The 21,991-nt window shown below is 44.5% G+C and carries 19 protein-coding genes and 5 tRNA genes; 2 read left to right on the top strand and 22 right to left on the bottom strand.

Annotated features, from left to right (window positions below):
• Positions 1 to 123: 123 nt before the first annotated feature.
• Both Q7J41_RS13915 and Q7J41_RS13910 read right to left on the bottom strand, forming a co-directional pair.
• Positions 124 to 768: a hemolysin III family protein gene (locus tag Q7J41_RS13915; RefSeq protein ID WP_304889036.1), complete on the bottom strand. Its 645-nt coding sequence runs from the start codon at positions 766 to 768 to the stop codon at positions 124 to 126.
• 158 nt (positions 769 to 926) lie between these two features.
• A complete protein-coding gene (locus Q7J41_RS13910) occupies positions 927 to 1,598 on the bottom strand; it encodes a DUF1638 domain-containing protein (protein WP_304889035.1) in 672 nt (223 codons plus the stop codon).
• A 201-nt stretch (positions 1,599 to 1,799) separates the two neighbouring features.
• Here Q7J41_RS13910 and Q7J41_RS13905 point away from each other — a divergent pair, with 201 nt between their 5' ends.
• Both Q7J41_RS13905 and Q7J41_RS13900 read left to right on the top strand, forming a co-directional pair.
• Positions 1,800 to 2,375 (top strand): 5-formyltetrahydrofolate cyclo-ligase, encoded by a 576-nt coding sequence (locus tag Q7J41_RS13905; RefSeq protein WP_304889034.1) that lies wholly within the window; start codon positions 1,800 to 1,802, stop codon positions 2,373 to 2,375.
• Between the two features lie 6 nt (positions 2,376 to 2,381).
• Positions 2,382 to 3,686: a folylpolyglutamate synthase/dihydrofolate synthase family protein gene (locus tag Q7J41_RS13900; RefSeq protein WP_304889033.1), complete on the top strand. Its 1,305-nt coding sequence runs from the start codon at positions 2,382 to 2,384 to the stop codon at positions 3,684 to 3,686.
• 82 nt (positions 3,687 to 3,768) lie between these two features.
• On the opposite strand, the gene dusB is transcribed toward Q7J41_RS13900, so the two are convergent.
• The 20 genes from dusB to mfd all read right to left on the bottom strand — a co-directional run bounded on the left by dusB (position 3,769) and on the right by mfd (position 21,950).
• Complete coding sequence (gene dusB / locus Q7J41_RS13895) at positions 3,769 to 4,773, bottom strand: tRNA dihydrouridine synthase DusB (RefSeq protein ID WP_304889032.1); 1,005 nt, start codon at positions 4,771 to 4,773, stop codon at positions 3,769 to 3,771.
• 9 nt (positions 4,774 to 4,782) lie between these two features.
• On the bottom strand, positions 4,783 to 5,553 hold the full coding sequence (locus tag Q7J41_RS13890) for a type III pantothenate kinase (protein ID WP_304889031.1): 771 nt from the start codon (positions 5,551 to 5,553) through the stop codon (positions 4,783 to 4,785).
• Positions 5,554 to 5,637: 84 nt separating this feature from the next.
• The gene (gene fmt / locus Q7J41_RS13885) at positions 5,638 to 6,576 is read right to left on the bottom strand and encodes a methionyl-tRNA formyltransferase (RefSeq protein ID WP_304889030.1); all 939 of its coding nucleotides are present in this window, start codon (positions 6,574 to 6,576) and stop codon (positions 5,638 to 5,640) included.
• A 37-nt stretch (positions 6,577 to 6,613) separates the two neighbouring features.
• Positions 6,614 to 7,015, bottom strand: coding sequence for a thioesterase family protein (locus Q7J41_RS13880; protein WP_304889029.1), 402 nt, complete (start codon positions 7,013 to 7,015; stop codon positions 6,614 to 6,616).
• Between the two features lie 95 nt (positions 7,016 to 7,110).
• Positions 7,111 to 8,937, bottom strand: coding sequence for an ATP-dependent zinc metalloprotease FtsH (ftsH, locus tag Q7J41_RS13875; protein WP_370651018.1), 1,827 nt, complete (start codon positions 8,935 to 8,937; stop codon positions 7,111 to 7,113).
• Between the two features lie 65 nt (positions 8,938 to 9,002).
• The gene (gene hpt, locus Q7J41_RS13870; RefSeq protein ID WP_304889027.1) at positions 9,003 to 9,539 is read right to left on the bottom strand and encodes a hypoxanthine phosphoribosyltransferase; all 537 of its coding nucleotides are present in this window, start codon (positions 9,537 to 9,539) and stop codon (positions 9,003 to 9,005) included.
• Positions 9,508 to 10,953: a tRNA lysidine(34) synthetase TilS gene (tilS, locus tag Q7J41_RS13865; protein WP_304889026.1), complete on the bottom strand. Its 1,446-nt coding sequence runs from the start codon at positions 10,951 to 10,953 to the stop codon at positions 9,508 to 9,510. The genes hpt and tilS overlap by 32 nt, the downstream gene beginning before the upstream one ends.
• Positions 10,954 to 11,017: 64 nt before the next feature.
• Positions 11,018 to 11,093 (bottom strand) — tRNA-Val (locus Q7J41_RS13860).
• A 44-nt stretch (positions 11,094 to 11,137) separates the two neighbouring features.
• Positions 11,138 to 11,212 (bottom strand) — tRNA-Glu (locus Q7J41_RS13855).
• Positions 11,213 to 11,233: 21 nt separating this feature from the next.
• Positions 11,234 to 11,310 (bottom strand) — tRNA-Met (locus Q7J41_RS13850).
• Positions 11,311 to 11,331: 21 nt separating this feature from the next.
• Positions 11,332 to 11,408: transfer RNA gene (locus Q7J41_RS13845), tRNA-Met, on the bottom strand.
• A gap of 28 nt (positions 11,409 to 11,436) precedes the next feature.
• A tRNA-Leu gene (locus Q7J41_RS13840) sits at positions 11,437 to 11,524 on the bottom strand.
• Between the two features lie 92 nt (positions 11,525 to 11,616).
• Positions 11,617 to 12,633 (bottom strand): Ppx/GppA phosphatase family protein, encoded by a 1,017-nt coding sequence (locus tag Q7J41_RS13835; protein ID WP_304889025.1) that lies wholly within the window; start codon positions 12,631 to 12,633, stop codon positions 11,617 to 11,619.
• Positions 12,596 to 12,928 (bottom strand): septum formation initiator family protein, encoded by a 333-nt coding sequence (locus Q7J41_RS13830; protein WP_304889024.1) that lies wholly within the window; start codon positions 12,926 to 12,928, stop codon positions 12,596 to 12,598. Before Q7J41_RS13830 ends, Q7J41_RS13835 begins: the two co-directional genes overlap by 38 nt.
• 30 nt (positions 12,929 to 12,958) lie before the next feature.
• On the bottom strand, positions 12,959 to 13,198 hold the full coding sequence (locus Q7J41_RS13825) for an RNA-binding S4 domain-containing protein (RefSeq protein WP_304889023.1): 240 nt from the start codon (positions 13,196 to 13,198) through the stop codon (positions 12,959 to 12,961).
• A 91-nt stretch (positions 13,199 to 13,289) separates the two neighbouring features.
• Complete coding sequence (locus Q7J41_RS13820) at positions 13,290 to 13,577, bottom strand: HU family DNA-binding protein (protein WP_014357319.1); 288 nt, start codon at positions 13,575 to 13,577, stop codon at positions 13,290 to 13,292.
• Positions 13,578 to 13,667: 90 nt separating this feature from the next.
• Entirely contained in the window at positions 13,668 to 15,140 is a 1,473-nt protein-coding gene (mazG, locus tag Q7J41_RS13815; protein ID WP_304889022.1) for a nucleoside triphosphate pyrophosphohydrolase, read from the bottom strand.
• A gap of 24 nt (positions 15,141 to 15,164) precedes the next feature.
• The gene (locus Q7J41_RS13810; protein WP_304889021.1) at positions 15,165 to 16,799 is read right to left on the bottom strand and encodes a polysaccharide biosynthesis protein; all 1,635 of its coding nucleotides are present in this window, start codon (positions 16,797 to 16,799) and stop codon (positions 15,165 to 15,167) included.
• Positions 16,800 to 16,949: 150 nt separating this feature from the next.
• On the bottom strand, positions 16,950 to 18,437 hold the full coding sequence (locus Q7J41_RS13805) for a SurA N-terminal domain-containing protein (protein WP_304889020.1): 1,488 nt from the start codon (positions 18,435 to 18,437) through the stop codon (positions 16,950 to 16,952).
• An 81-nt stretch (positions 18,438 to 18,518) separates the two neighbouring features.
• Positions 18,519 to 21,950 carry a transcription-repair coupling factor gene (gene mfd, locus Q7J41_RS13800; RefSeq protein WP_304889019.1) on the bottom strand — a complete coding sequence of 1,144 codons (3,432 nt, stop codon included), beginning with the start codon at positions 21,948 to 21,950 and terminating at the stop codon, positions 18,519 to 18,521.
• Between the last annotated feature and the right edge of the window lie 41 nt (positions 21,951 to 21,991).

The following is a 21,991-nucleotide window of genomic DNA, read 5'->3' as shown; positions in this document are numbered from 1 at the left end:
CAAAAAATGAGTTTTTTTTTTGCAGTGACGCAATTAACAATACTATTAGTTTAACAGTTTTTTTTAAAAATACAATAAGATTTTTGTTTTGAATAACAACTTTTTAATAATACCATTTTTTTCTTAAAGAATAAAGAAAAAAACACAAATAAAATGACAAAGCGATCCTAAAATGACAAAAATATGAAACAACTCGTGAAAACCGAAATTTCCCCCAAAGTTTGGTTTTTTGATGGCGTAGATGACGCCCCCGATGGTGTACATCACGCCGCCGCCTACCAGCAGCATAAAGCCCGGCAACGGCAGTGCCTGATAAAGGGGCCCTAGAACAAAAAGCGCAAACCACCCCAGAAAAATATAGAGTCCGGTTCCCAGCCAGCGGGGCATATTGATCCAGGCCACTTTAAGAATAATCCCGATCAGGGCTACTCCCCATATCGCCACCATCATCGCCACCCGCATCGTTCCAGTCAGGCATAGCAGACAAAACGGGGTATAGGTTCCGGCAATCAAGATAAAAATCATGGCGTGATCCAACTTTTTCAGATGCAGGATTTTTTCCTGCTCCCCCTGGGAGGCATGATAGGTAAAACTGGTGCCATAGAGACAGATCAGTCCCACCCCAAAGGCCAACACGGAAACTAGGGTCAATGGGGTTACATTATCTTTCGCAATAATTAAAATCAACATGGCAATGATCCCAAACACGGATAAAACCGCGCCAATTAAATGGGTTAATGCATTCATTGGTTCTCTAAACTGATTCATATTTTGTCCTTTCTGTTACTGAATAGTTCTTTTCTTTCACTATACCATACTTTTCTAAGTTGATGCAACCACGATTCTATTTTACTTTATTACGCAAAAATCCCGGAAAATCAATTACTGATTGACCGGATGTTTTGCCAATACGGTGCTTTAATCGCTTATACTTTGCGAACCGCCACACCGTCAAAATCATGATGGGTGGTAACCTGACCGGGAGGAATAATGCAAAAGCCTTCGGTCCATTCTCCGGTTACCAGTTTTTCCAGCGGTGAAATGCTCCCCTGATCGACCACTACCTCCAGACCAATCAGTTTACCGATATCATTCACCCGTGGAAGATGATCAGCCACCGGGTAGGCTCCAGTATCGATGAGCATCAAATTCTGATAATTTTTGAACATGATCTCCATAACCCGCCTGGCCCGGCTTTCGCCGTATTTTTCGAGATTGTGCTGGAACTCCTTGTCGAGGGACTTTTCGCCTCTTAACCAACCCTGGGTTAAGAAATAGGTAGAAGTCCGGACTCGGTCGAGGTTTTCCTTTTCGGAAAGAAGGATATCAATGCAATCCCCATAGCGGGGAATAATCAGAGTCGACTTTTCGCTTTTTAAACCCAAAAGCCCATTTCCGCAGTTACCATAGGCAAACAAGAGCTGATCATAGCCATCTTCGGCTTTGTTAATTTCTTCCTGGAGGGCATTTTTCAATCGTTCCGGGGAGTCATGAAGCAGATTGGACATCCAGACGGTTTCCAATTCTGCTCCAGTTCGTTGTAACGCCATTTCAACCTCATCCCGGATGGTTTCACAGGCGATTAATAATCTCTTCATTTATTTTTTACACCTTTTTTCTGTTTACTCTGCCAAGAGTATTATTTATATACTATTTTTCTGCACTATACCCAGTATAACCATGAATCCTTTGTTTTCAAGAGAAATTTCAGATAAAATTTCCCCTCGATATTTTTTTGTCGATAACCGACTTTATGTTATAATATCATCGTCAATTAATCTTAATATTAGGAGAAGAAAATGGATAAAAGTTTGTTCCGAAAAGAAATTCTGGCTCGTCGTAAAGAAATTTACTGCGCCGACACCGATGCTAAAATTATCGAACAATTCCTCGATAGTGATCTTTATAAAAATGCCGACTGGATTATGGCCTATGTGAGCTTTGGCACCGAAATCTACACCCATGATTTCATCAAACGAGCCTTAGCCGATGGCAAACACATTGTCGTTCCCATCTGTAACATCGAAGACCATACTGTTACTTTGTCAGAACTCATCAATTTTCCCGATGATCTCGAAGAAGGCCATTACGGGATCCTGGAAGTTCGGGAAGATTGCATGCGGATTGTCGACCCTAAAAAAATTGATCTGGTCATGGTTCCCGGCTGCGCTTTCTCACCATCGGGACACCGAATGGGTTTTGGCGGCGGCTATTATGACCGCTTTCTGGAAACCATCAGTGACGACTGTATCACCGTTGCGCTGATTCGGGAAGACTTTATTTTCGAGAAGATCCCCATGGAAGAACATGACAAAAGCGTTCAGTTCATGGTTACTGAAAAATGCATCAATTGTTGTCCCATCCAGGAGGCCTAATTTAAAATGAACGTTACCGAAGCCATCAGCTACATTGAAGCAACCCATAAGTTTGGCACCCGATTAGGACTAGAAAGCATGAGCCTATTGCTTGCTGCCATGGACAACCCCCAGGATAAACTCAAGTTTATCCACATTGCCGGCACCAATGGAAAAGGCTCCACCTCCACGATGATCGCCACCATCTTAACCACCGCCGGATACAACACCGGTCTATTTACTTCCCCTTTTCTGGAAGCCTTTAACGAACGCATTCAGTTAAACAACGAACCCATTGACGATGACAGTCTGGTTGCCGCCACCATTTTTGTCAAGGAACGGATTGAAGTGCTGATGGAACAGGGCGAACCCCATCCCACTGAATTTGAAATGGTTACCGCCGTCGGGCTCCAGTATTTTTATCAAAAGCAGGTCGACTTCGTGGTTCTTGAAGTTGGTTTGGGCGGACGTCTTGACGCCACCAATATTATCAAAAATCCATTGGCGGTTGCCATCATGAGCATTAGCAATGATCATACCGATTATCTGGGGAATACCCTGGCCGAAATTGCCTTTGAAAAAGCCTCTATTATCAAGGAAGGTTCGGATGTGGTGGTATATCCCCAGGAACCGGAAGCTTTAAAGGTTGTGCTTGATTTTGCGGCATCCAAAAATGCCAATGTGGTCTTAGTTAACCCGGATGATATTTCAATTTTAAGCCACACCAGCCGTAATCAGACCCTTAAATATCTGGGTGATCATCTCCATCTTGATGGATTTGAATTAAAACTGCTGGGCGATCATCAATCCTTGAACTGCCTCACTGCTCTAGAAGTCATTGCCCTGCTTAATCGCAAGGGTTATCCGGTCAACTCCGGACAGATTAAAAAAGCCTTGGCTGCCGTAGTTTTTCCCGGACGTTTTGAAATCTTCCAGGAAAATCCGGTGGTCCTGATTGACGGGGCCCACAACAGCAATGGCATTCAGGCCTTTGTTAATAATATGAAGCAATACTTTCCCAACCGTACCATCAACTTGTTTTTTGGAATGCTGGAAGATAAGGACATTGAAGAATCTTTATCCTATCTGGTGCCCATCGCCAGTACGATCCACACCCTGACCCCCAACAGTGATCGGGCCATGCCGGCGAAAAAAATGGCCGCACTGATTCACAATACTTACGGAAAAAGTGTTGACTTCTACGATACCATCGATGACGCTGTTAAAAGCATCGACCTGAGCAAAAAAGATGATGTTAATGTTTTTGTGGGCTCGCTGTACATGATCGGGGAAGCCCGAACCCTGATTCGAAAGAATTTGCTAGAAAAATAAAAACCAGGTTGAAAATTTTTACAACCACTCATTAAAAAAGTAGGGGCGATTCGATCGCCCCTACTTTTTTTCATGCGTTTTTTTATTGCGCCAACGCACTGGTCAGCAATCGGATCACCGCTTCTTTGTCCGGCGCATGAAAGAGCTCGTTCCGAATCACCGTGGCATGATGAAGACCTTTAGTATAGGCAGACAGATGCTTACGCATTTCCCGGAGCCCGGCCTCTTCGTTTTTAAGAAGCGCCAGCAAATCGATGTGCCGTATGGCAACCTGAACCCGTTCTTCCGGTGTCGGTTTTTCGAGAACCGCACCGGTCTTTAAATAATGGTTGATTTCCCGAAAAATAAAGGGATTGCCAATGGCCGCCCGGCCGACCATCAGGCCATCCACGCCGGTCGATTCGAGAGCCTTTTGGGCTGCTTCTCCGCTATTGATATCGCCGTTTAAAATAATCGGAATCCCGGCATTTTTTTTGACCTCGGCAATAATTCCCCAGTCGGCCTGACCCGAATAATAAGCTTCCCGGGTGCGTCCATGGATGGTTAATGCCGCCGCCCCGGCTTCCTCCACTCCTTCTGCAATAGCCCGGATATTGATGCTCTGATCATCCCAGCCGATTCTGGTTTTAACAATCAGCGGCTTTTTTGATGCTTGCGCCAATGCTTTGACCACCTTAAAAAACAGTGCCGGCGTTTTTAACAAGGCCGAGCCTTCACCATTCTTGGTAATCTTAGGGGCCGGACAGCCGGCATTGAAATCCAGAAAGGCGTAATCAGTGGCATTGATCGTATCGCTGACGACTTGTGCCAAAATATCCGGATCGGATCCGAATAGTTGAATCCCTGCCGGCGCTTCTTCTTCACAGGTCAGCATTAAATCGGCCGTTTTATGATCTTTATAATACAAACCCTTGCCGCTGATCATTTCTGAAAAGACCACCCCAGCCCCAAATTCTTTGGCGATCAGCCGATACGGCAGATTGGTATAGCCTGCCATCGGCCCTAAAAAAAGAGGGGTTTCAATTGAAACATCCCCAATTTTCAGTGCTTTATTTTTTTGTTTTATTTCCGCTTTTATGTTCATCATTTGTCCTATTTACCTGAAATTTTTGTCATGAATAATCTTCAACCCTTTAAGCGACAGTTGCGGATCATAAACGTTGATGGATTTTGTTTCCTGATAAAACAAACGACCATAACCGCCAGTTGCCACCACCTTCATATCTTTGAACCCGGTCTCTTTTTTGATCTGTTCGATGATATACTCCACCTGACCGATATAACCATATACTAAACCAGCCTGCATACTGGTGACAGTGTCGCGGGCCAGTATCGAGGCCGGTTTTTTGATTTCAATATTGGGCAGCTTGGCGGCATTTTTCCACAGCGCATCAATGGCAATCTGAATCCCCGGGGTGGTCACAGCGGCGGCAAAAGCTCCATCCTTGGTAACATAATCAAAGGTGGTTGCGGTTCCAAAGTCGGTCACGATCACCGGCCCGCCGTAAATGCTGTAAGCCGCCACGGCATCAACGATCCGGTCTGCCCCCACTTCGGACGGATCCGAAGTGTTAATGGGCATTCCGGTTTTGATTCCCGGCCCCACTACCATCGGTTCTACGCCAATATATTTTTTTATACCATTGGTCAGTGAGTACATAATGTTTGGCACCACCGAAGCAATGATCACACTACTGACTTCCTCCACCGATATTTCCGAGTTTCTAAAAAAGGATTTAATCAACACCCCATACTCATCTGAGGTTCGCGGTGTTTTGGTGACAAATCGCCAGGAATATGGGATTTCATCGCCGATCAGCACCGCCAGTTCTGTATTTGTATTTCCGACATCAATACCTAAAATCATGTTTCCTCCTACACCTTTTCCGTCTATTCTCATCGGCCCGATTAAAAGCTGATCGATTTTATCCCTCTAAGTTAATTACACACTTTATCCAACCATGCTTTCTCCCGGTTTTAAATCAACCTGTTTAGAAAACTGCTCGGCCGATATCTTTGCTTTTCCTGACTGCTGTACTTTTTTAATGAGCATTATCTCGTTGCCGGTTCCAACTGTGAAACCCTGGCCTTCCATTATTTCAGCCACTTCTCCAGGTTCTGAAACTAAACTGGATGGGATGATTTGCGCCTCCCAAATTTTGATAGTTTCTCCTCTAAATATCGTCTGAGCCCCAGGTGAAGGGTTTGAGCCCCGAATAAGATTATAAATCTCTTCCGCTCCATTTTTCCAATCAATAATTACATCCTCTTCTGTAATCATCGGCTGATAGGTCGCTTTGTCTGAGTTCTGGGGGATTCGGGGGGCTATACCTTTTCGAATGTATTCTACCGCTTCTGCGATCAGTTTCACTCCCAATGGATAGAGTTTATCATAGTAAAGTGAAGCCACTGTATCCGCTGGCGAAATTTCGACTTTTTCCTGCAAAATAATATCACCCGTATCGATCCCTTCGTCAACGTAATGAACCGTTATACCGGTTTCCTTTTCGCCATTGATCAATGCCCAGTTAATCGCTGAACCACCCCGATATTTAGGCAGTAATGAGGGGTGATAGTTTATCCCCCCTAAAGTGGCCAATTTAATAACGGAATAAGGCATAATATCACTGACAAAAGCCAATACAAAAAGATCCGGTTTTAAATCTTTGGCAATGGCAATCACCTGGGGATCCTTTAGCCGCTGTGGACTTTTCCCCAGAGGCTGAAATACCGGAATTTTTTTTTCTCGAGCAAAATCCTTCAGCGGATTAGGCCTTCCTCTGAAATCATCGGGAATTGTAATGACACCTACAACCTGTTCCCCCTGCTTCAGCAAAACTTCCAGGCAATCTTTTCCAAAGAGAGCCTGTCCAACCAGTACGATTTTCATTCGAAGCACCTCCATTACAAATTATTTGTTTTTGCCTTTAATTGTTCATTTCTGATTTTTCTAATACCTTCTTTAAAAATCTGCCTTTATCGACAATAAATCGTTGATGAACAGCTTCTCCTATTTTTTCCGTCTGATCCCATGCTTCAATTTCAAAATTCAGGGCTCTTTTCTCATGGGTTACCAATGTGGCACGTACATTGATTTCCATACCAACAGGAGAAGCCGCAATATGTTTTAAATCAATCCGGGTACCCACCGTTGTGTTTTCTTCCGGCAAGATGATATCTAACCCTTCAAACGCCGTATTCTCCATCCAGGCCACCAGCCGAGGTGTCGCCAGTACTTCTTCACCGCCACTGCCCAGAGCCAATGCTGTATCCTCTTTATTAATAAAAAACTTCTTTTCATAGCAGGTTCCAATTTTGAATTCTTCCATTTCATCCTCCAACTCTTTATATCTCGATTTTATCCTATTTATTTGTTTATTATCTTAAAAAAAGCCGTTATTTTAACGGCTTTTTTTAATGTTAATTATTCAATTTCTGCTTCAATCTCAATCTCGACCATTTTATCTTCTTCCGGCTGTTCTTCAAACAAAGCTTTGAATTCTTCGCCGGTTACGGTTTTATCTCTAAGTAAACGGGTTGCAATTTCTTCCAGCTTTTCCTGATGCGTTTCGAGAATTGAACACGCCCGATCATAGGCATTTTCAACAATCGTGCGGATTTCCTTATCAATAACGGCAGCAACTTCTTCACTATAGTTACGGGATCTTCCCAGATCCCGTCCCAGAAATACTTCGCCGCTGTCGGGATGTCCAAAGGTCATCGGTCCCAGATGCTCGCTCATTCCCCACTCAGTTACCATGCTTCTGGCAATATGGGTGGCTCGTTCAATGTCATTACTGGCACCAGTACAGATATCATCCAGGGCAATTTTCTCCGCTGCCCGTCCGCCCAGCAGACCACAGATGTTTTCCAGCAATTTATTTTTACTCAGATGCTGACGATCATCATCTGGCAGCGACAGGGTATAACCGGCGGCCATTCCCCGGGGAATAATCGAAATCTCATGAACCGAATCACAGTTAGGCAGGAGATGCATGACAATCGCATGTCCTGCTTCGTGATAGGCAGTGATATGTAAATCGTCTTGATTGACAACCTTGCTTTTCTTTTCCGGTCCGGCAATAACCCGTTTTATGGCTTCTTCCAGTTCCATCATGGTGATCATTTTGCCGTTGTGTCTGGCTGTCAATAGTGCCGCTTCGTTCATCAGGTTTTCCAGATCAGCTCCAGTGAATCCTGGTGTTCCTTTGGCAATGGTACCCAGATCTACTTCTGGAGCCAACGGTTTGTCTTTTTTATGGACATTAAGAATTTCTTCCCGTCCTTTTACATCGGGTACGCCAACCGTTACCTGGCGGTCAAAACGTCCTGGTCTTAGTAAAGCGGGATCCAGAATATCCGGACGGTTGGTTGCCGCGATAATGATAATACCTTCGTTGACACCGAAACCATCCATTTCAACCAGCAGCTGATTCAGGGTTTGTTCCCGTTCATCATGGCCACCGCCAAGGCCAGCGCCACGATGACGACCAACCGCATCAATTTCATCAATAAAAATGATACAGGGGGCGTTTTTCTTGGCATTTTCGAAAAGGTCTCGAACTCGGGAAGCTCCGACCCCAACAAACATTTCAACGAAATCCGAACCACTGATGGTAAAAAACGGCACTGCCGCTTCACCAGCCACCGCTCTGGCCAGGAGGGTTTTCCCGGTTCCCGGAGGGCCGACTAATAAAATCCCTTTTGGTATCCGGGCACCCAGTTTGCGGTAACGATCCGGTGCCTTTAAGAAGTCAACAACCTCTTCAAGCTCTTCTTTTTCCTCATCCGCACCAGCCACGTTTTTAAACGTCACCTTGGTTTCTCCCTCAACGTGAAGTTTTGCCCGACTCTTTCCAAAGGACATCACTTTACCACCGCCGCCACCAGCCTGTTGGCTGAAGACCAGGAAAAACACCACCATTAAGACAATCAATACAACCGACGGAATTAAGGATATCCACCAGGAATCCTGGGGCTTGGTAATCGAGACCTTTACACCATTTTCTAAAATATACGGCGCTATTTGTTGATCTATTACATATTGTGGCACCACCGATTCAAATGCTTCCCCGCTTCGTAAGACACCTTTGACATTTGAATTGTTTATTTCAATCTCAGCGACCTGATTGTTATTCAATTCGGTGAGCAACTCGCTATAAACAATGGTTTTAACCTCTTCCTTCATGGGGTTTAAAAAGGTTACCGCGACAATAATGATTAATAGAATTACTAAATAAAACCCAATCATCTTAAGGTATTTATTCAAAAAACATCACTCCTCTCAAGTTCCAATTTTTCTTATCACTGCTATGCTTATTCATATACTTCCCGTTTTAAAATCCCGATAAAGGGGAGATTTCGATACTTTTGCGCATAATCCAAGCCGTACCCAACTACGAATTCGTTAGGTATTTCAAAGCCGATATAATCGGCAATAACCCGCTGTTCCCGACGCTCCGGTTTATCCAGTAGCGAACAGACCTTCACATCTTCTGCTCCCAGGTTTTCGAAACGGTTCAGTAAATATTTCAGCGTGTTTCCGGTATCGACAATATCTTCAATCAGCAAAATACTCCGGCCTTTTACATCCATCGATAAATCATCCTTCAGCTCAACAACTCCAGAACTGCGGGCTTCAACACCATAGCTGGATGCCTTTAAAAAATCAATCTCCACCGGGATTGGAATCTTTCTAATCAGATCGGCCATAAAAACTGACGATCCTTTTAAAATACCAATCAATATGGGATACTTCCCCCGGTAGTCTGCGGTAATCTTTTCTCCAAGTTCTGAGACACGTTTTTCCAATGCCTTTTCATCAACCAAAATTTCCTGAATATCGGCTATCACACTTTTCTCCTAACATAAGGTATGTTACCCTAATTATATTTTTTGTATCATCATCGGCCAGGTATTGTTGGTTGATGGCATAACCCAAAATCCACAACACCTCAGCCTCCGTCACCAGTAGCGGAATTTCATCCCTTTGATTGCGGTCGATTTTCTTATCGATGTAATACTTTTTAATGGATTTCTTACCCGCCAGACCGGTGGGATAAAAATAATCTCCGGATTGTCGGCTACGCAAAACCAATATACCCTTTATTTTATCATAATCAAAATATTTTTCACTATGATTTTCCATTTCTTTAGAAAAAAAAGACCTTTTTTTTCTAAATTCATCCTGGCTAACAAACTTTGTCTCCAATATCAGACGTTCTTTAGAAAAAAGATAGGTTTTATTGGGAAGAATTTGCTTGGGTAGTATTATGGAACCCATAACTTTTTGTTTTTCTGCCACTATAACCCGGTCATAACGGCGCATTATTAGGATATCATGAGGGAAGTGGATTTCCCATATCGTTTTATCGCTCTTTAGTAAACTATAAAAAGCAGTGATATGATTGTACTCAATTTCCTTTAAACTACCCTTAAATTTAAAAATAGACCGGCGTAAAATTTCTTTCTGAACGACCGGTTCTTCTCTTAACCACAAATCACGGTCAATGACTACGCTATTCTCTTTTTTAGCCAAAATGCGATCTTCAATCTGATCCACATATTTCTCAAAAAATGCTTCGTATTCATTGGCAATTTTGGTAAATTCATTAAAATGGACTTCTGCCCTGGGGTTGATCTCTAAAATCATCGGCATAATATCCAGACGAATTTTATTACGGGTATAGTCTCTTTGAAAGTTGGTGGCATCGGTACGAAACGCCAGCTTGTGAATTTCACAATAATTGAGGATTTCTTTTTTCTGGAGACAGAGGAAGGGCCGGATATATAGATTGTCGCGACTCGATTTAATGCCGGAGACACCCTTAACCCCAGTCCCCCGAATCAGCCGCATCAGCATCGTTTCAGCCTGATCGTTGATATGATGACCCATGGCAATCCGATTGTACCCATGATCTTCAGCAATGGCCCTAAAAAAGCCATACCGCTCTTTTCGCCCCGCCTCTTCAACGGAAATCTTTTCCGTTTGGGAGATCTCCTGGATATTCCGCTGCCTTGAGAAAAAGGAAATGTTCCGTTCCTGACAGAAGTTTTGCACAAACGCTTCGTCCCCATCGGCTGCCGCCCCCCGCAGGCCATGGTGCAGATGAGCCACGCCGATGGCAATATGAAACTGATCAGCAAATTTGTCCAAAAAATACAATAAAGCCAGCGAATCTGCTCCACCGGATACGCCGATGAGAACATGATCGCCAGCCTCTAAAATTCTCTGTTCTTCAATATATTGAATTACTTTTTTCTCCATGGTTTCACCACTTCAATAAAATTCTCTATTCTAACTCTTTTAATTAAACTCTATAAATAAAAAATGGTGGTCGCAACAGGGCTCGAACCTGTGACCCCCTGCTTGTAAGGCAGGTGCTCTCCCAGCTGAGCTATGCGACCACGAAAAATTAATACTGGTGTCGTTATGATTTATACAAATTTTATGGTGACCCCTAGGGGACTTGAACCCCTGTTACCGCCGTGAAAGGGCGGTGTCTTAACCGCTTGACCAAGGGGCCACAGATTGTATAATTTTTTTATGGTAGCGGCGAACGGAGTCGAACCGCTGACACTACGGGTATGAACCGTATGCTCTAGCCAACTGAGCTACGCCGCCATGAAAAAGGATTTGTATAATTGGTTGCGGGAGCAGGATTTGAACCTACGACCTCCGGGTTATGAGCCCGACGAGCTACCAAGCTGCTCCATCCCGCGATGTAATTAATTGAGCAAGTTTAAAAAGTGGTGCCGAGGACCGGAATCGAACCGGTACGGTCGTTAGGACCGCAGGATTTTAAGTCCTGTGCGTCTGCCAGTTCCGCCACCCCGGCACTTTTTCGTCCGTCCCCTTGCTCAAGGGACAAGTGTTATTATACGCCCATTCAAACCTAATGTCAAGCTTTTTAGAAAAAAAAGATTTTATTTATTTTTTCATGACAAAACGGCGGTATGCTGCGCCTTCAAGGTTATCATAATCACAGACTGTAAAAATAGTTTCACCGGTAATTTTAAATATATTTAAAAGCAAAAACGCCCCCGCCAGAATAATGTCAGCCCGCTTTGCTTCCAGCCCCACCATATTTTGCCGTTCTTTGATGGTTTTACTGGCCAAACTGTCAATCATGTGTTCCAGCTCATCTTTAGTAATGGTACTCTCATGAACCATCTCACTGCAATAAGTCTTCAGTTCCTGTTTGATGGTCGAAAGACTGGTGGCGGTTCCGCCTATGCCAATGAGTTTATAAGGTTTGGTCGGCAAAAAGCCCCTGGTTCTTTTTTCAAACTCGGTATATATTTTTTCATTCATCCGTTCCAATTCCTGAAAAGTTGGTGGATCGGAAAAAATAAACTCTTCGGTGCAGCGAACACAGCCCAGATTGATGCTCATCATTCTTTTTATTTCGTTGTCTTCGCCATAGATCAATTCGGTGCTACCGCCGCCGATATCAAAGATCAGGATTTTTTCTTCAAAGCACTGGGATACGCCCACAAAACCAAGTTCCGCTTCGGCTTCGCCGGAAATAACCTCAATTTCAAAACCCAACTTTTCTTTAACGGCGTCAAGATAGGCCGCCGTATTATTAGCATCCCGCATAGCACTGGTGCCAAATAAATAAAATTCTTCCACCCCATAATCTGCCGCAATGTTTTTATACTCTTCCATGGCTTCCATATTTCGTTTTTCCGCGTCAGGATGAAGTTTTCCCGTCTGATTCACGCCCTGACCCATTCGGGTATAACGAACGGATTTGTTAACCCGAACTAATTTCCCCTGGTCATTTCTAAAGATCAGCATCCGGGTGGAATTGGTGCCAATATCAATCACGGCCAGATGGTGTTTTTTTTCTTTTTCTATTATCACCGTTTGATCAAGTTCAGTACCATCTAAATTATTGTCACATTTATTGTTCAACTGTTTGCCCATCACTTTCTGCAGCATTTTCCTGGGTTTCCACAATGATTATGGTTTCATCTGGATAATATAAACCAAGATATTTACGTGCAAAATTTTCCACATAATTCTTGCTGCCCATTTGTTTAACCTGTTCGTCTAATTGATTGCTTCTTATTTTTTCATTTTCGATTTCTTGCGCAATCTGAACCGTCTGCTGATCCAGTTCGTAGATTTTTATAGCATTGGCCAGATAGATGTAGGCGGTAAACAGTACCGTCACTATGATTGCCAAGGCAATGATCATTCGACGCCTGATTAGGCTTTTCGTTTTTTCATTCATCTTCTTTTCTTCATTTCCGGTGGAGCAGTTTTATAATTCCCGGTACATGTCTGCTGCTTTATCCTTGGGAGCATGTTCCAGACATTCAAGAACCTCCACCTTTTGTTCTCCGTCACCATAGCGGATGGTAATAATATCCCCGGGCTTCACCTGGTCGCCCGGTTTAGCAACCTGGTCATTAATGGAAACACGACCCCCATCACAGGCGTCTTTTCCCACGGTCCGACGTTTAATAATTCTGGCATTCTTTAAAAATTTATCAATTCTCATGGTTTCCTCATTATTCTAAATCAGAAAGCTTAAAACAAAACCCTTAATAAAACAAAAAGCCAGAGCATTGCCCCGGCTTCTGTAACTTTAATTACTTATTTACTTCATCCTTAAAGCCTTTGCCTGCTTTAAAGCCTGGGGCTTTAGAGGCTGCTATTTCGATGGGCTCTTTTGTTCGTGGGTTAAGACCTGTACGTGCTGCACGTTCTCTAACCTCAAAGGTTCCAAAACCTACCAATGACACCTTGTCTCCATTTTTCAAGGTATCTACCACAGTGTCTAAAAAAGCACCTAATGCTTTTTCTGAATCTTTTTTTGATAAACCCGACTTTTCTGCCATTTGGGCAATTAATTCTGATTTGTTCATTTTTTCCTCCATCTGATAGTTTCCAGTATTCTATTGTAATATTATAAGCGTGTTCGCCTGCAAATTACAAGTTTTTTTTGCTTTTTTCCGTTTTTTCCACTCTTAAAGCCCTTTTGACCGATTCCAAGCCTGGTCTAACTGCTCAAAAGTATAGTCATTCAAAGATTTTTTCTCTTGACTGGCAACTTTTTCCATTTTTTCAAACCGACCAATGAATTTTTCCGTCGCCTTCCTTAACACCATCTCCGGCTGAAGTTTGAGCAACCGAGACACATTGACCACCGAAAAAAGCAAATCACCCAGCTCTTCTTCAATCTTTTCGGGATTATTTTCCTGCAGTGCTGCCCTTAATTCAAGCGTTTCCTCGTCGACTTTTTCCAGTGCGGCCGTTGGCTCTTTCCAGTCAAAGCCGACTTTAGCGGCCTTTTTCTGAACCTTATAAGCCTCCATTAAAGCGGGCAGTGATTTGGGTATTTTTTTCATCTCAGAAGCCAGTCCGGGGCTTTCCAGTACTGCTCCCGATTCACCCTTTTCCAGCCGTTTGATGGCATCCCAGTTGGTTTCAACCTGATCCGGATTAAAGCTGACCTTGTCAAGAAAAACATGGGGATGGCGTCTGATCATTTTTTCATTGATCCCGCCAATCACCTGGTTGATGTTGAAGCGGCCAGCCTCACTGGCAATTTCAGCGTGAAAGACAATCTGAAATAAAACATCGCCCAGTTCTTCAGCGAGATTATCCCAATCCTGATTATCGATGGCCTCTAAAACCTCATAACTTTCTTCCAGTAGATAATTTCTCAGACTTTCGTGGGTCTGACTCCGGTCCCAGGAACAGCCCTCACTTCCGCGCAGTGTTTTCATCAGCTCAATGATGCCCTGAAAGCCCTGATAAGCTTCATCTTCGGCCGGAATATAAAGGCTGGTCAGATGATTGATAGCCGCCACCCGATCCAACTCATAAAGACAGATTTCCAGTGATTTTTCGGTCTCCGGAATTCCTGAATTGATCAGCAGAACGACCCTCTTTTCGGGATCATAAATGTCCATTAGTTGCAGTTTGAGTTCCGAAGCCATATGCTGATCATAAACCTGGGTTATCAAAGCCCCGATCCGGGGATCGGGAGGATTCTTGACGCAATCAAAGGCGTCCATGATTTTAAGTCCATGAATGGGGTCTTCTTCCAGACTGTTCAGGGTCACATCGACAAAGCTCACGCCCGGATAAATCCGATAGTTGATGCCTGCCGCTTTTGCGGCAACGATCAGTTTCTCAACTGTTTTTTCGCCAAATAAAGGGTTACCGGGAACCGCATAGACCAACTTCCCAGTTGTTTTGGCGGTTTCGATGAGCGTTGTGACGATTTGATCGTAAACCGCCTCAAAGGACTCTTCCTGCTCATAATAACGGTCAAAACTCTGATAACTGATAGCTTCGTTCTCAATAAAATCCATCACGGGATGGATCTTGGTTCTAAAAAAATTGGGACTCGTATCTTTTAATAATGCTAATGTTTCCAGGGTGATCTGGCCCGGGCTGCCCGGTCCCAAACCAACAATATCGATATGGTGCATGTTTTTATTTCCTTTCTGAATCGATTACTGATGTCGGATCCGTCGTTTCTTACGACCGGGTACAAGTCGTTCAAGCCGGCGAAAAAAGCTTAGTAAGGTTCGGCTTCCCGGCAATACCCTTATTTCGTCTGCCGTTATTCCTTTGATTAATACCAGCACAAAGGAGTAAATGAAGATGCCGATGACGACCGCCATGATAATCCCGACAAATCCGCCCAGCAGGGCAGCGATCCCCTTGTAAGCAAAAAATACGGCAATCCCCATCACCACGGCCGCAACCAACGGTTTCAGGGCGGTGTGGACAAAATCCACCTTGATATGGGTGTAGCGCTTAACCGAAGCGTAATTGGCCACCGTCAGATAGATAAAGGTAATCATACTACTGATGACAATCCCCTGAATATTGAAAAAGGGAATCGACAAAAATATCCACCCGGTGACAAAACGGATAATGATGGCCACGCCCAGATTGATCAGCGGAATGCGAAACCGGTCAATCGATTGGAGGATGCTTTGAAAGGTGTTCGAAAGCATCATAAAAATCGTCGCATAGGAAAAGGTGCATAAAATAAATCCGCCGTAGGGCGATCCCGGAAAGAGCAGATCAAAGATGCCATAAGACAGCACCGACAAACCGATACAGGACGGAAAAGCCACCAGCAAAATGACCCGAATGGCCAACACAATTTTTTGATTCATCGCTTTCCGGTCGCGCATCGCAAATGATTCGGAAATCGCCGGGATCATCGCCACTGCCAGATTGCCGCTAATAATCAACGGAATGGTGATTAATATCTCGGCATTGGTAAAATCACCAAACATCATCGTCGCGGTTATTTCATCGATCCCTGCCACCCCCAACCGGGAAACGTAGATAAACGAGTCAACGGTCGAAAACATCGCCACCAGGGCTGATGTCAAGGTGACCGGAATGGAAATAATCACCAGTCGTTTCAGCAGTGCCCGGTTGGAGATCTGCCGTTTTTTAGTCCTTGCTCTCAGCAAACGTTTATTTTTGGTCGCAAAGCTACGATATAGATAAGCCAATAAAATGGCGGCCACCAGACCGCCAGCAGTAGCGCCAAAAACCGCCCCGCCGACGCCCAGGCCGATGCCAAATTGACCAACAAAAGCCCAACATAAAATGACGCCCAGAAAAACCCGGACAAGCTGTTCCAGAATCTGCGAAACTGCGGTCGGTGTCATGATCTGAAAACCCTGAAAAAAGCCCCGAAAGGCTGATACAAAGGAAATAAACAAGGGCGCCAGAGCAATCGCCACCAGCGCCGGATAGCTCTCCGCCGTCCAGTTTGCCGTTTCAATGATCCATTCCGCCCCGAAAAACAGGAACAGACTGGATAGCGCACCCAGAACCGCCAGGATGATGATCGATAGTTTGAACACCCGATGGGCGGTGGCATATTCATTTTTAGCGATGTTTTCGGACACCATTTTTGAGATCGCCACCGGAAAGCCGACGGTAGAAACCATCAGCAGCAGGTTGTAGATGCTGGTGACATTGCCATAGATCCCATTTCCATAGCTGCCTACCATCTGGTATAGGGGAATCTTAAAAAAGAGGCCCAACAACCGCGATAAGATCCCCGCTGCCACCAGAATACTGGCACCCTTTAAGTAATTTGATGTTCGCTCAGACATAGATAAACCTCTTTTATGCATTTACGCAAATCCCTGACGGTGCTTTGCAGATTGTTTTTTATTATATCCCATCAACTATTCATATACAACCAAAAAGCACTGAAACTCAGTGCTTTTTGTGGTGCTGTTTAAATTGTACAGAGATTTTATTTAGATTTTGTTTTCGTAAACTTTAACATTTAATTCGGTTTTTAACTCTTCCAGATAAGCTGCTGCTGGAGTGACGATATCGTTGATTTTTACTTTGAATTTGTTCATCAGCTTGGTTTTGAGCTTGTCAAATTCGGCCGTGACTTTTTCGCTTTTTAAGGTTTCAGTAATTTCTTCTTTTTTATCTTCCAGGCTTGGTGTTTCACCGGTCTTTTTATCATAAACATAGATAACATGGTAGCCGTAGTCGGTTTTAACCGGCTCACTGACGGTATTCACATCCATCTTAAAGGCGGCGTCCGAAAACTCAGTAACCATGGTTGACTTGGTGAAAGCACCCAGATCGGCAGCTTCCTGAATCCCGTCGGTGGTCTGGTATTTTGCCATAATCGCATCAAATTCGGCGACTGTTTTGGCATTCTTGGCTTCAGCATAAACCTGATCGGCCAAGGCTTGCTCGGTGGCTAAAATATGTTTGGCCGAAACGGTGCTGGTATCGTAGGATGCTTTGTTTTCATCGTAATATTTTTTGATCTCGCCATCGGTAACTTTTATCGTGGTTTCCAAATCGGCCTGAACCGCTTTAGAAATGGCCGAGGCGGTGGCATCTTGTTTCATGAATTCTTTAAATTGGGCAATGGTTAAGAATTTGGCATCTAAAAACTGTTGCAATGCCTCATCACCGGGCAGCAGATAATTGACAAATGCTTCCTGGGTGGTCACATAGCTGTCGATATTTGTCTGATCAGTAGTTAGTTTCTTTTCTTCGGCATATTGAGCCAGGGCTTTTTGTTCCGCAATCGTATTGAAGATCGTTTCATTGGTGGTTTTCATCGTTGCTTCATCAGTTCCCAGCGCCTGTTGGGTTTGGTAATAGGTCAATAGCTCCTCATTGGCCAGACGATAATTATAGACATCTTTTTTAACCTCGTCTTTACCAACCGTTCCGACAACCGTGCTTAATTCTTTACTGGGATCAGCTTTCAAGGTATTGTTATAATTCGTTTCCATGGTGTTGGCATAGCTGTAATCCAGTAGGAATTTATTTAAAAATGCCTCAAATGATGCCGAGTCAGTGTTATATGTTTCTAAAACTGCTGCATATTTTTCTTCTCCCAGGGTTGTTTTCAGTGATTCCAACATGCTGGTGGCATTGGCGGCAATCCCTGTTTCATCGACCGTAACCCCATCTTTTTTTGCTTTGGCGGTGAGGGTTTCAACCCGAACCAAATCATCCAGAATATCTTTTTTTAGCTGTGTCAGCTCCTTATCTGTTGGAAAGGTCATGCCGCTGGCATCAAAATACATCTGATAATATGCCATATAATTGTTGAAACTCTCTTTTAACAAAGGGTTTCCATCAATGACTGCGATTTCCACCTTCTTATCCTGTTCAGGATTTACCTTAACCAAACTACAACCTCCGGCAAAAATACTGACACAGATAACACTTGTCAGCATCAAAGCCAGAATACGAGATTTCTTCATTTCCGTCGTTCTCCTCTTCTTTATTAATTTCATATAAATTAAGACCTTGCCTAGTTTAACATACGACAACTGGACTTTACCTTAATTCTTCGACGAAACCAATCGCCCCAGAAATTCACCTAAGGCTTTCAGGTAAGCCTGATCCTGATCGTGTTTTAAAACGATCCGCCAGCGGATCTGATCCCCTTTTCCGGCATTAAACTTGATATTATGAGAATTAAACAGTTCCTTCATCAGTTCCGGATCGGGAATCGGAATTTCCCTGGTATTATCAAAGGTGAACAAAACACTGTTTCCCCGTTCCCGAATTTCCGTCATTCTCAGGGATCTACCCAGGTGTTTGATCATCGCCAAAGCCATCAGATTGTAAACCCCATCAGGGATTTCCCCAAAGCGATCCAACAGCTCATCCTCCAGCTCGTCATAATCCAACCGGGATTTAACATAGGACAGCTTTTTGTAGATGTCGTATTTCAGCTCTTCATCCGAAATATAGTTTTCGGGGATATAACTGCTGACATTGAGGTTGATCATCAGCTCGCTGGCCGAGAAATCCATTTCTTTGCCCAGCCGTTCATGGATGGCTTCATCCAGAATCCGGCAATAGAGTTCATAACCGATGGTGGCCAGATTGCCGGACTGAGCTGCACCCAGAATATTTCCGGCGCCTCTGATTTCCAGATCCCGGAGGGCAATTTTAAAGCCCGAACCAAAAGCAGTAAAGTCTTTGATGGCCTTTAAGCGCTTCTGGGAGATTTCCGAGAGCACCTTGGGTCGATGGGTCACATAGGTGTAGCCTTGAACATCGGAGCGCCCCACCCGTCCCCGGAGCTGATATAATTGCGACAGACCCATATAATCACCATTGTCGATGATCAGGGTATTGGCATTTTTAATATCCAGTCCCGACTCGATAATGGTGGTGGTCACCAGTACATCATACTCCCGTTCTAAAAAATCGACCATGATGTCTTCCAGTTCTTGACCAGTCATCCGGCCGTGCGCCACGACAATCCGGGCTTCGGGAACCAGCTTTTGAATTTTTCGGGACACTTCAAAAATATCGTGGATCCGGTTGTGGACAAAATAGACCTGCCCCTGTCTAGACAATTCCCGCAAAATGGCATCTTTGACGATGGCTTCATTATATTCCATAACATAGGTCAGCACCGGTCGCCGGCCGGCCGGCGGCTCGTCGATGACACTCATATCCCTGACCCCGATCATCGACATGTGCAGGGTTCGGGGAATCGGGGTGGCACTGAGGGTTAACACATCGACATTTTCTTTGAGCTGCTTGATCCGTTCCTTGTGACCCACTCCAAACCGTTGTTCCTCATCTACCACCAGCAGACCGAGATCTTTGAAGATGACATCTTTTGATAAGATCCGATGGGTGCCGATGATCAAATCCACCTGGCCGGCAGCCAGTTTTTTCAAGGTCTTATCCTGATCGGTTTTCGACCGGAACCGGCTAAGCAGACCAATGCTGACCGGGTATTTGTTGAACCGATCCAAGGCCGTTTGATAATGCTGTTGGGCTAAAATAGTGGTGGGCACCAGAAAGGCCACCTGTTTCCCCTCCATGATCGCTTTAAAAATGGCCCGCAAGGCGACCTCGGTTTTGCCATACCCGACATCGCCGCAGAGCAGCCGATCCATCGGTCGGGTCGATTCCATGTCTTCTTTAATCTCGTCCACAGCCTGGAGCTGATCATTGGTTTCCTCATGGGGAAACGAATCCTCAAACTCCTGCTGCCAGCTGGAATCCAGACCAAAACTGTAGCCCTTTAAATTCTGTCGTTTGGCATAAAGAGCAATCAGCTCGTCGGCCATTTCTGCAACTGCGGCTCTGACCCGAGATTTCGACTTGCTCCAGTCATTGGTACCTAATTGGTTGATTTTCGGCTTTTTCTCGCCAGTTCCCACATAAACCTGGATGGCATCCATCTGATCCACCGGACAGTAGAACTTGGCATCGTTGGCATATTCGATGACCAGTAAATCTTTGATGGTCTCATCGATTTTTAATTGTTCAATGCCCCGGTAGACCCCGATGCCATGGGTATCATGAACCACAAAGTCGCCCTGATTCAATTGGGTGAAGGAATCGATCTTTCGGCCTTTTTGACGGCGGCGTTTTTTCCGCTGGGTGGAGGCTTTGATAATTTCACTTTGATTGATGCAAATGAGCTTTTCTGCGGTCAATTCAAAGCCGCCACTGATTTCACCGGTAACCAATTGAACCCCCGATAACGGCTCATTGGTAAAGCGGTGAATATCGGCATCGGCTAAAACGCTTTTCAGCTTTTCCAGCCCTGCTTCATCGCTGGCTCGCAAATGGATGATGGCGTCTTGTTCCAACTGCTTTTGGACAAATTTAATAAATAGCGGGATCTGGCCTAAAAAAGAATCATTTTCCTTCACCCCTAAATCCAGGGCGATCCCTTTCTTCCCCCGGGATGTGAATAAGTGGAGTCTTAACTGGGCTTGGCGCTCCAGCGCTTTTTCAATTTTGGCAAATGAATAGAATTTGTTTTTTTCTTCTGGAAACATCAGCTGTTCATCCATCAGGGTCTGAAAATCACTATGTAGTTTATTGATAAAAACAGCCTGAGCTTCTTTGATCCGGGGCGGTTCATCCCAGATAACCAGAGCATCTCCCAGATAATCCGTGAGCATTCCTTCGGACTTGACAAAAGCAAACAGAGTCTCATCATGGCTCCCCAGGTCTTCGCTGATCCGTTCAATCAGCGCCTGATAACCCGGAATATCGCCATAATTTCTGACGATTTGTTTGAGCGCCTTGACCCGTTCGGCGCAATCCAAAATAATTTCCCGCCCGGGAAGAATGATCACCTGCTCCACCGAATCGGTTGACAGTTGGGTTTGGGGATCAAAGGTGCGCAGTGATTCAATGGTATCACCAAAAAATTCAATCCGGTAAGCTTCCTGACCAGTGGTGGAAAAAACATCGATGATGCCGCCACGATGAGCAAACTGCCCTCTCGCCTCGACCTGAGAAACTGGTTCATACCCCAGTTCAAAAAGACGGTTGGTCAGGATAATCGGATCCCAGCTGTCTTCCACCGCCAGCGAAAAACCAAGGCCCTGAAATTTTTCTTTGGGCATTTGTTTCTTTAAGAGGGTTTCCGCTCCCATTACCACCACAAAGCGCTGATTTGACAACAGTTTTTCAAATACAACCAACCGCTGGTGATTGATTTCCTGGCTATGTACATCAGCAAAATAATCATGGATTGGCTCGGCCGGGAGGTAAATCACCTGATCCCCGAGGCTTTTCTCCAAATTCTCGGCCGTTTTCTGAGCCTGATAATCGCTTGCCGTGACATAAAGAATCCGGTTTTTCTGCTGCCTGAAGATCAGCCCGGTGAGCACTTCTTTAAAGCTGTTATTGACATTAGAGAGATTGATAATCTCTCCCGGGGACAGGTTATGGAGTATTGTTTGGATCGATTCGACCTTCAAAAGGTTTTGATAAAGTAATTCCATGATCTCTTCTTTCATTTTTTAAACACGGATAGCCCGGGTTT

The organism is Acetobacterium sp., from assembly GCF_030652775.1.
Taxonomy (GTDB): Bacteria; Bacillota; Clostridia; order Eubacteriales; family Eubacteriaceae; genus Acetobacterium.
The sequence above is the reverse complement of the archived record's forward strand: the minus strand, read 5'-3'. Positions and strand labels throughout refer to the sequence as shown.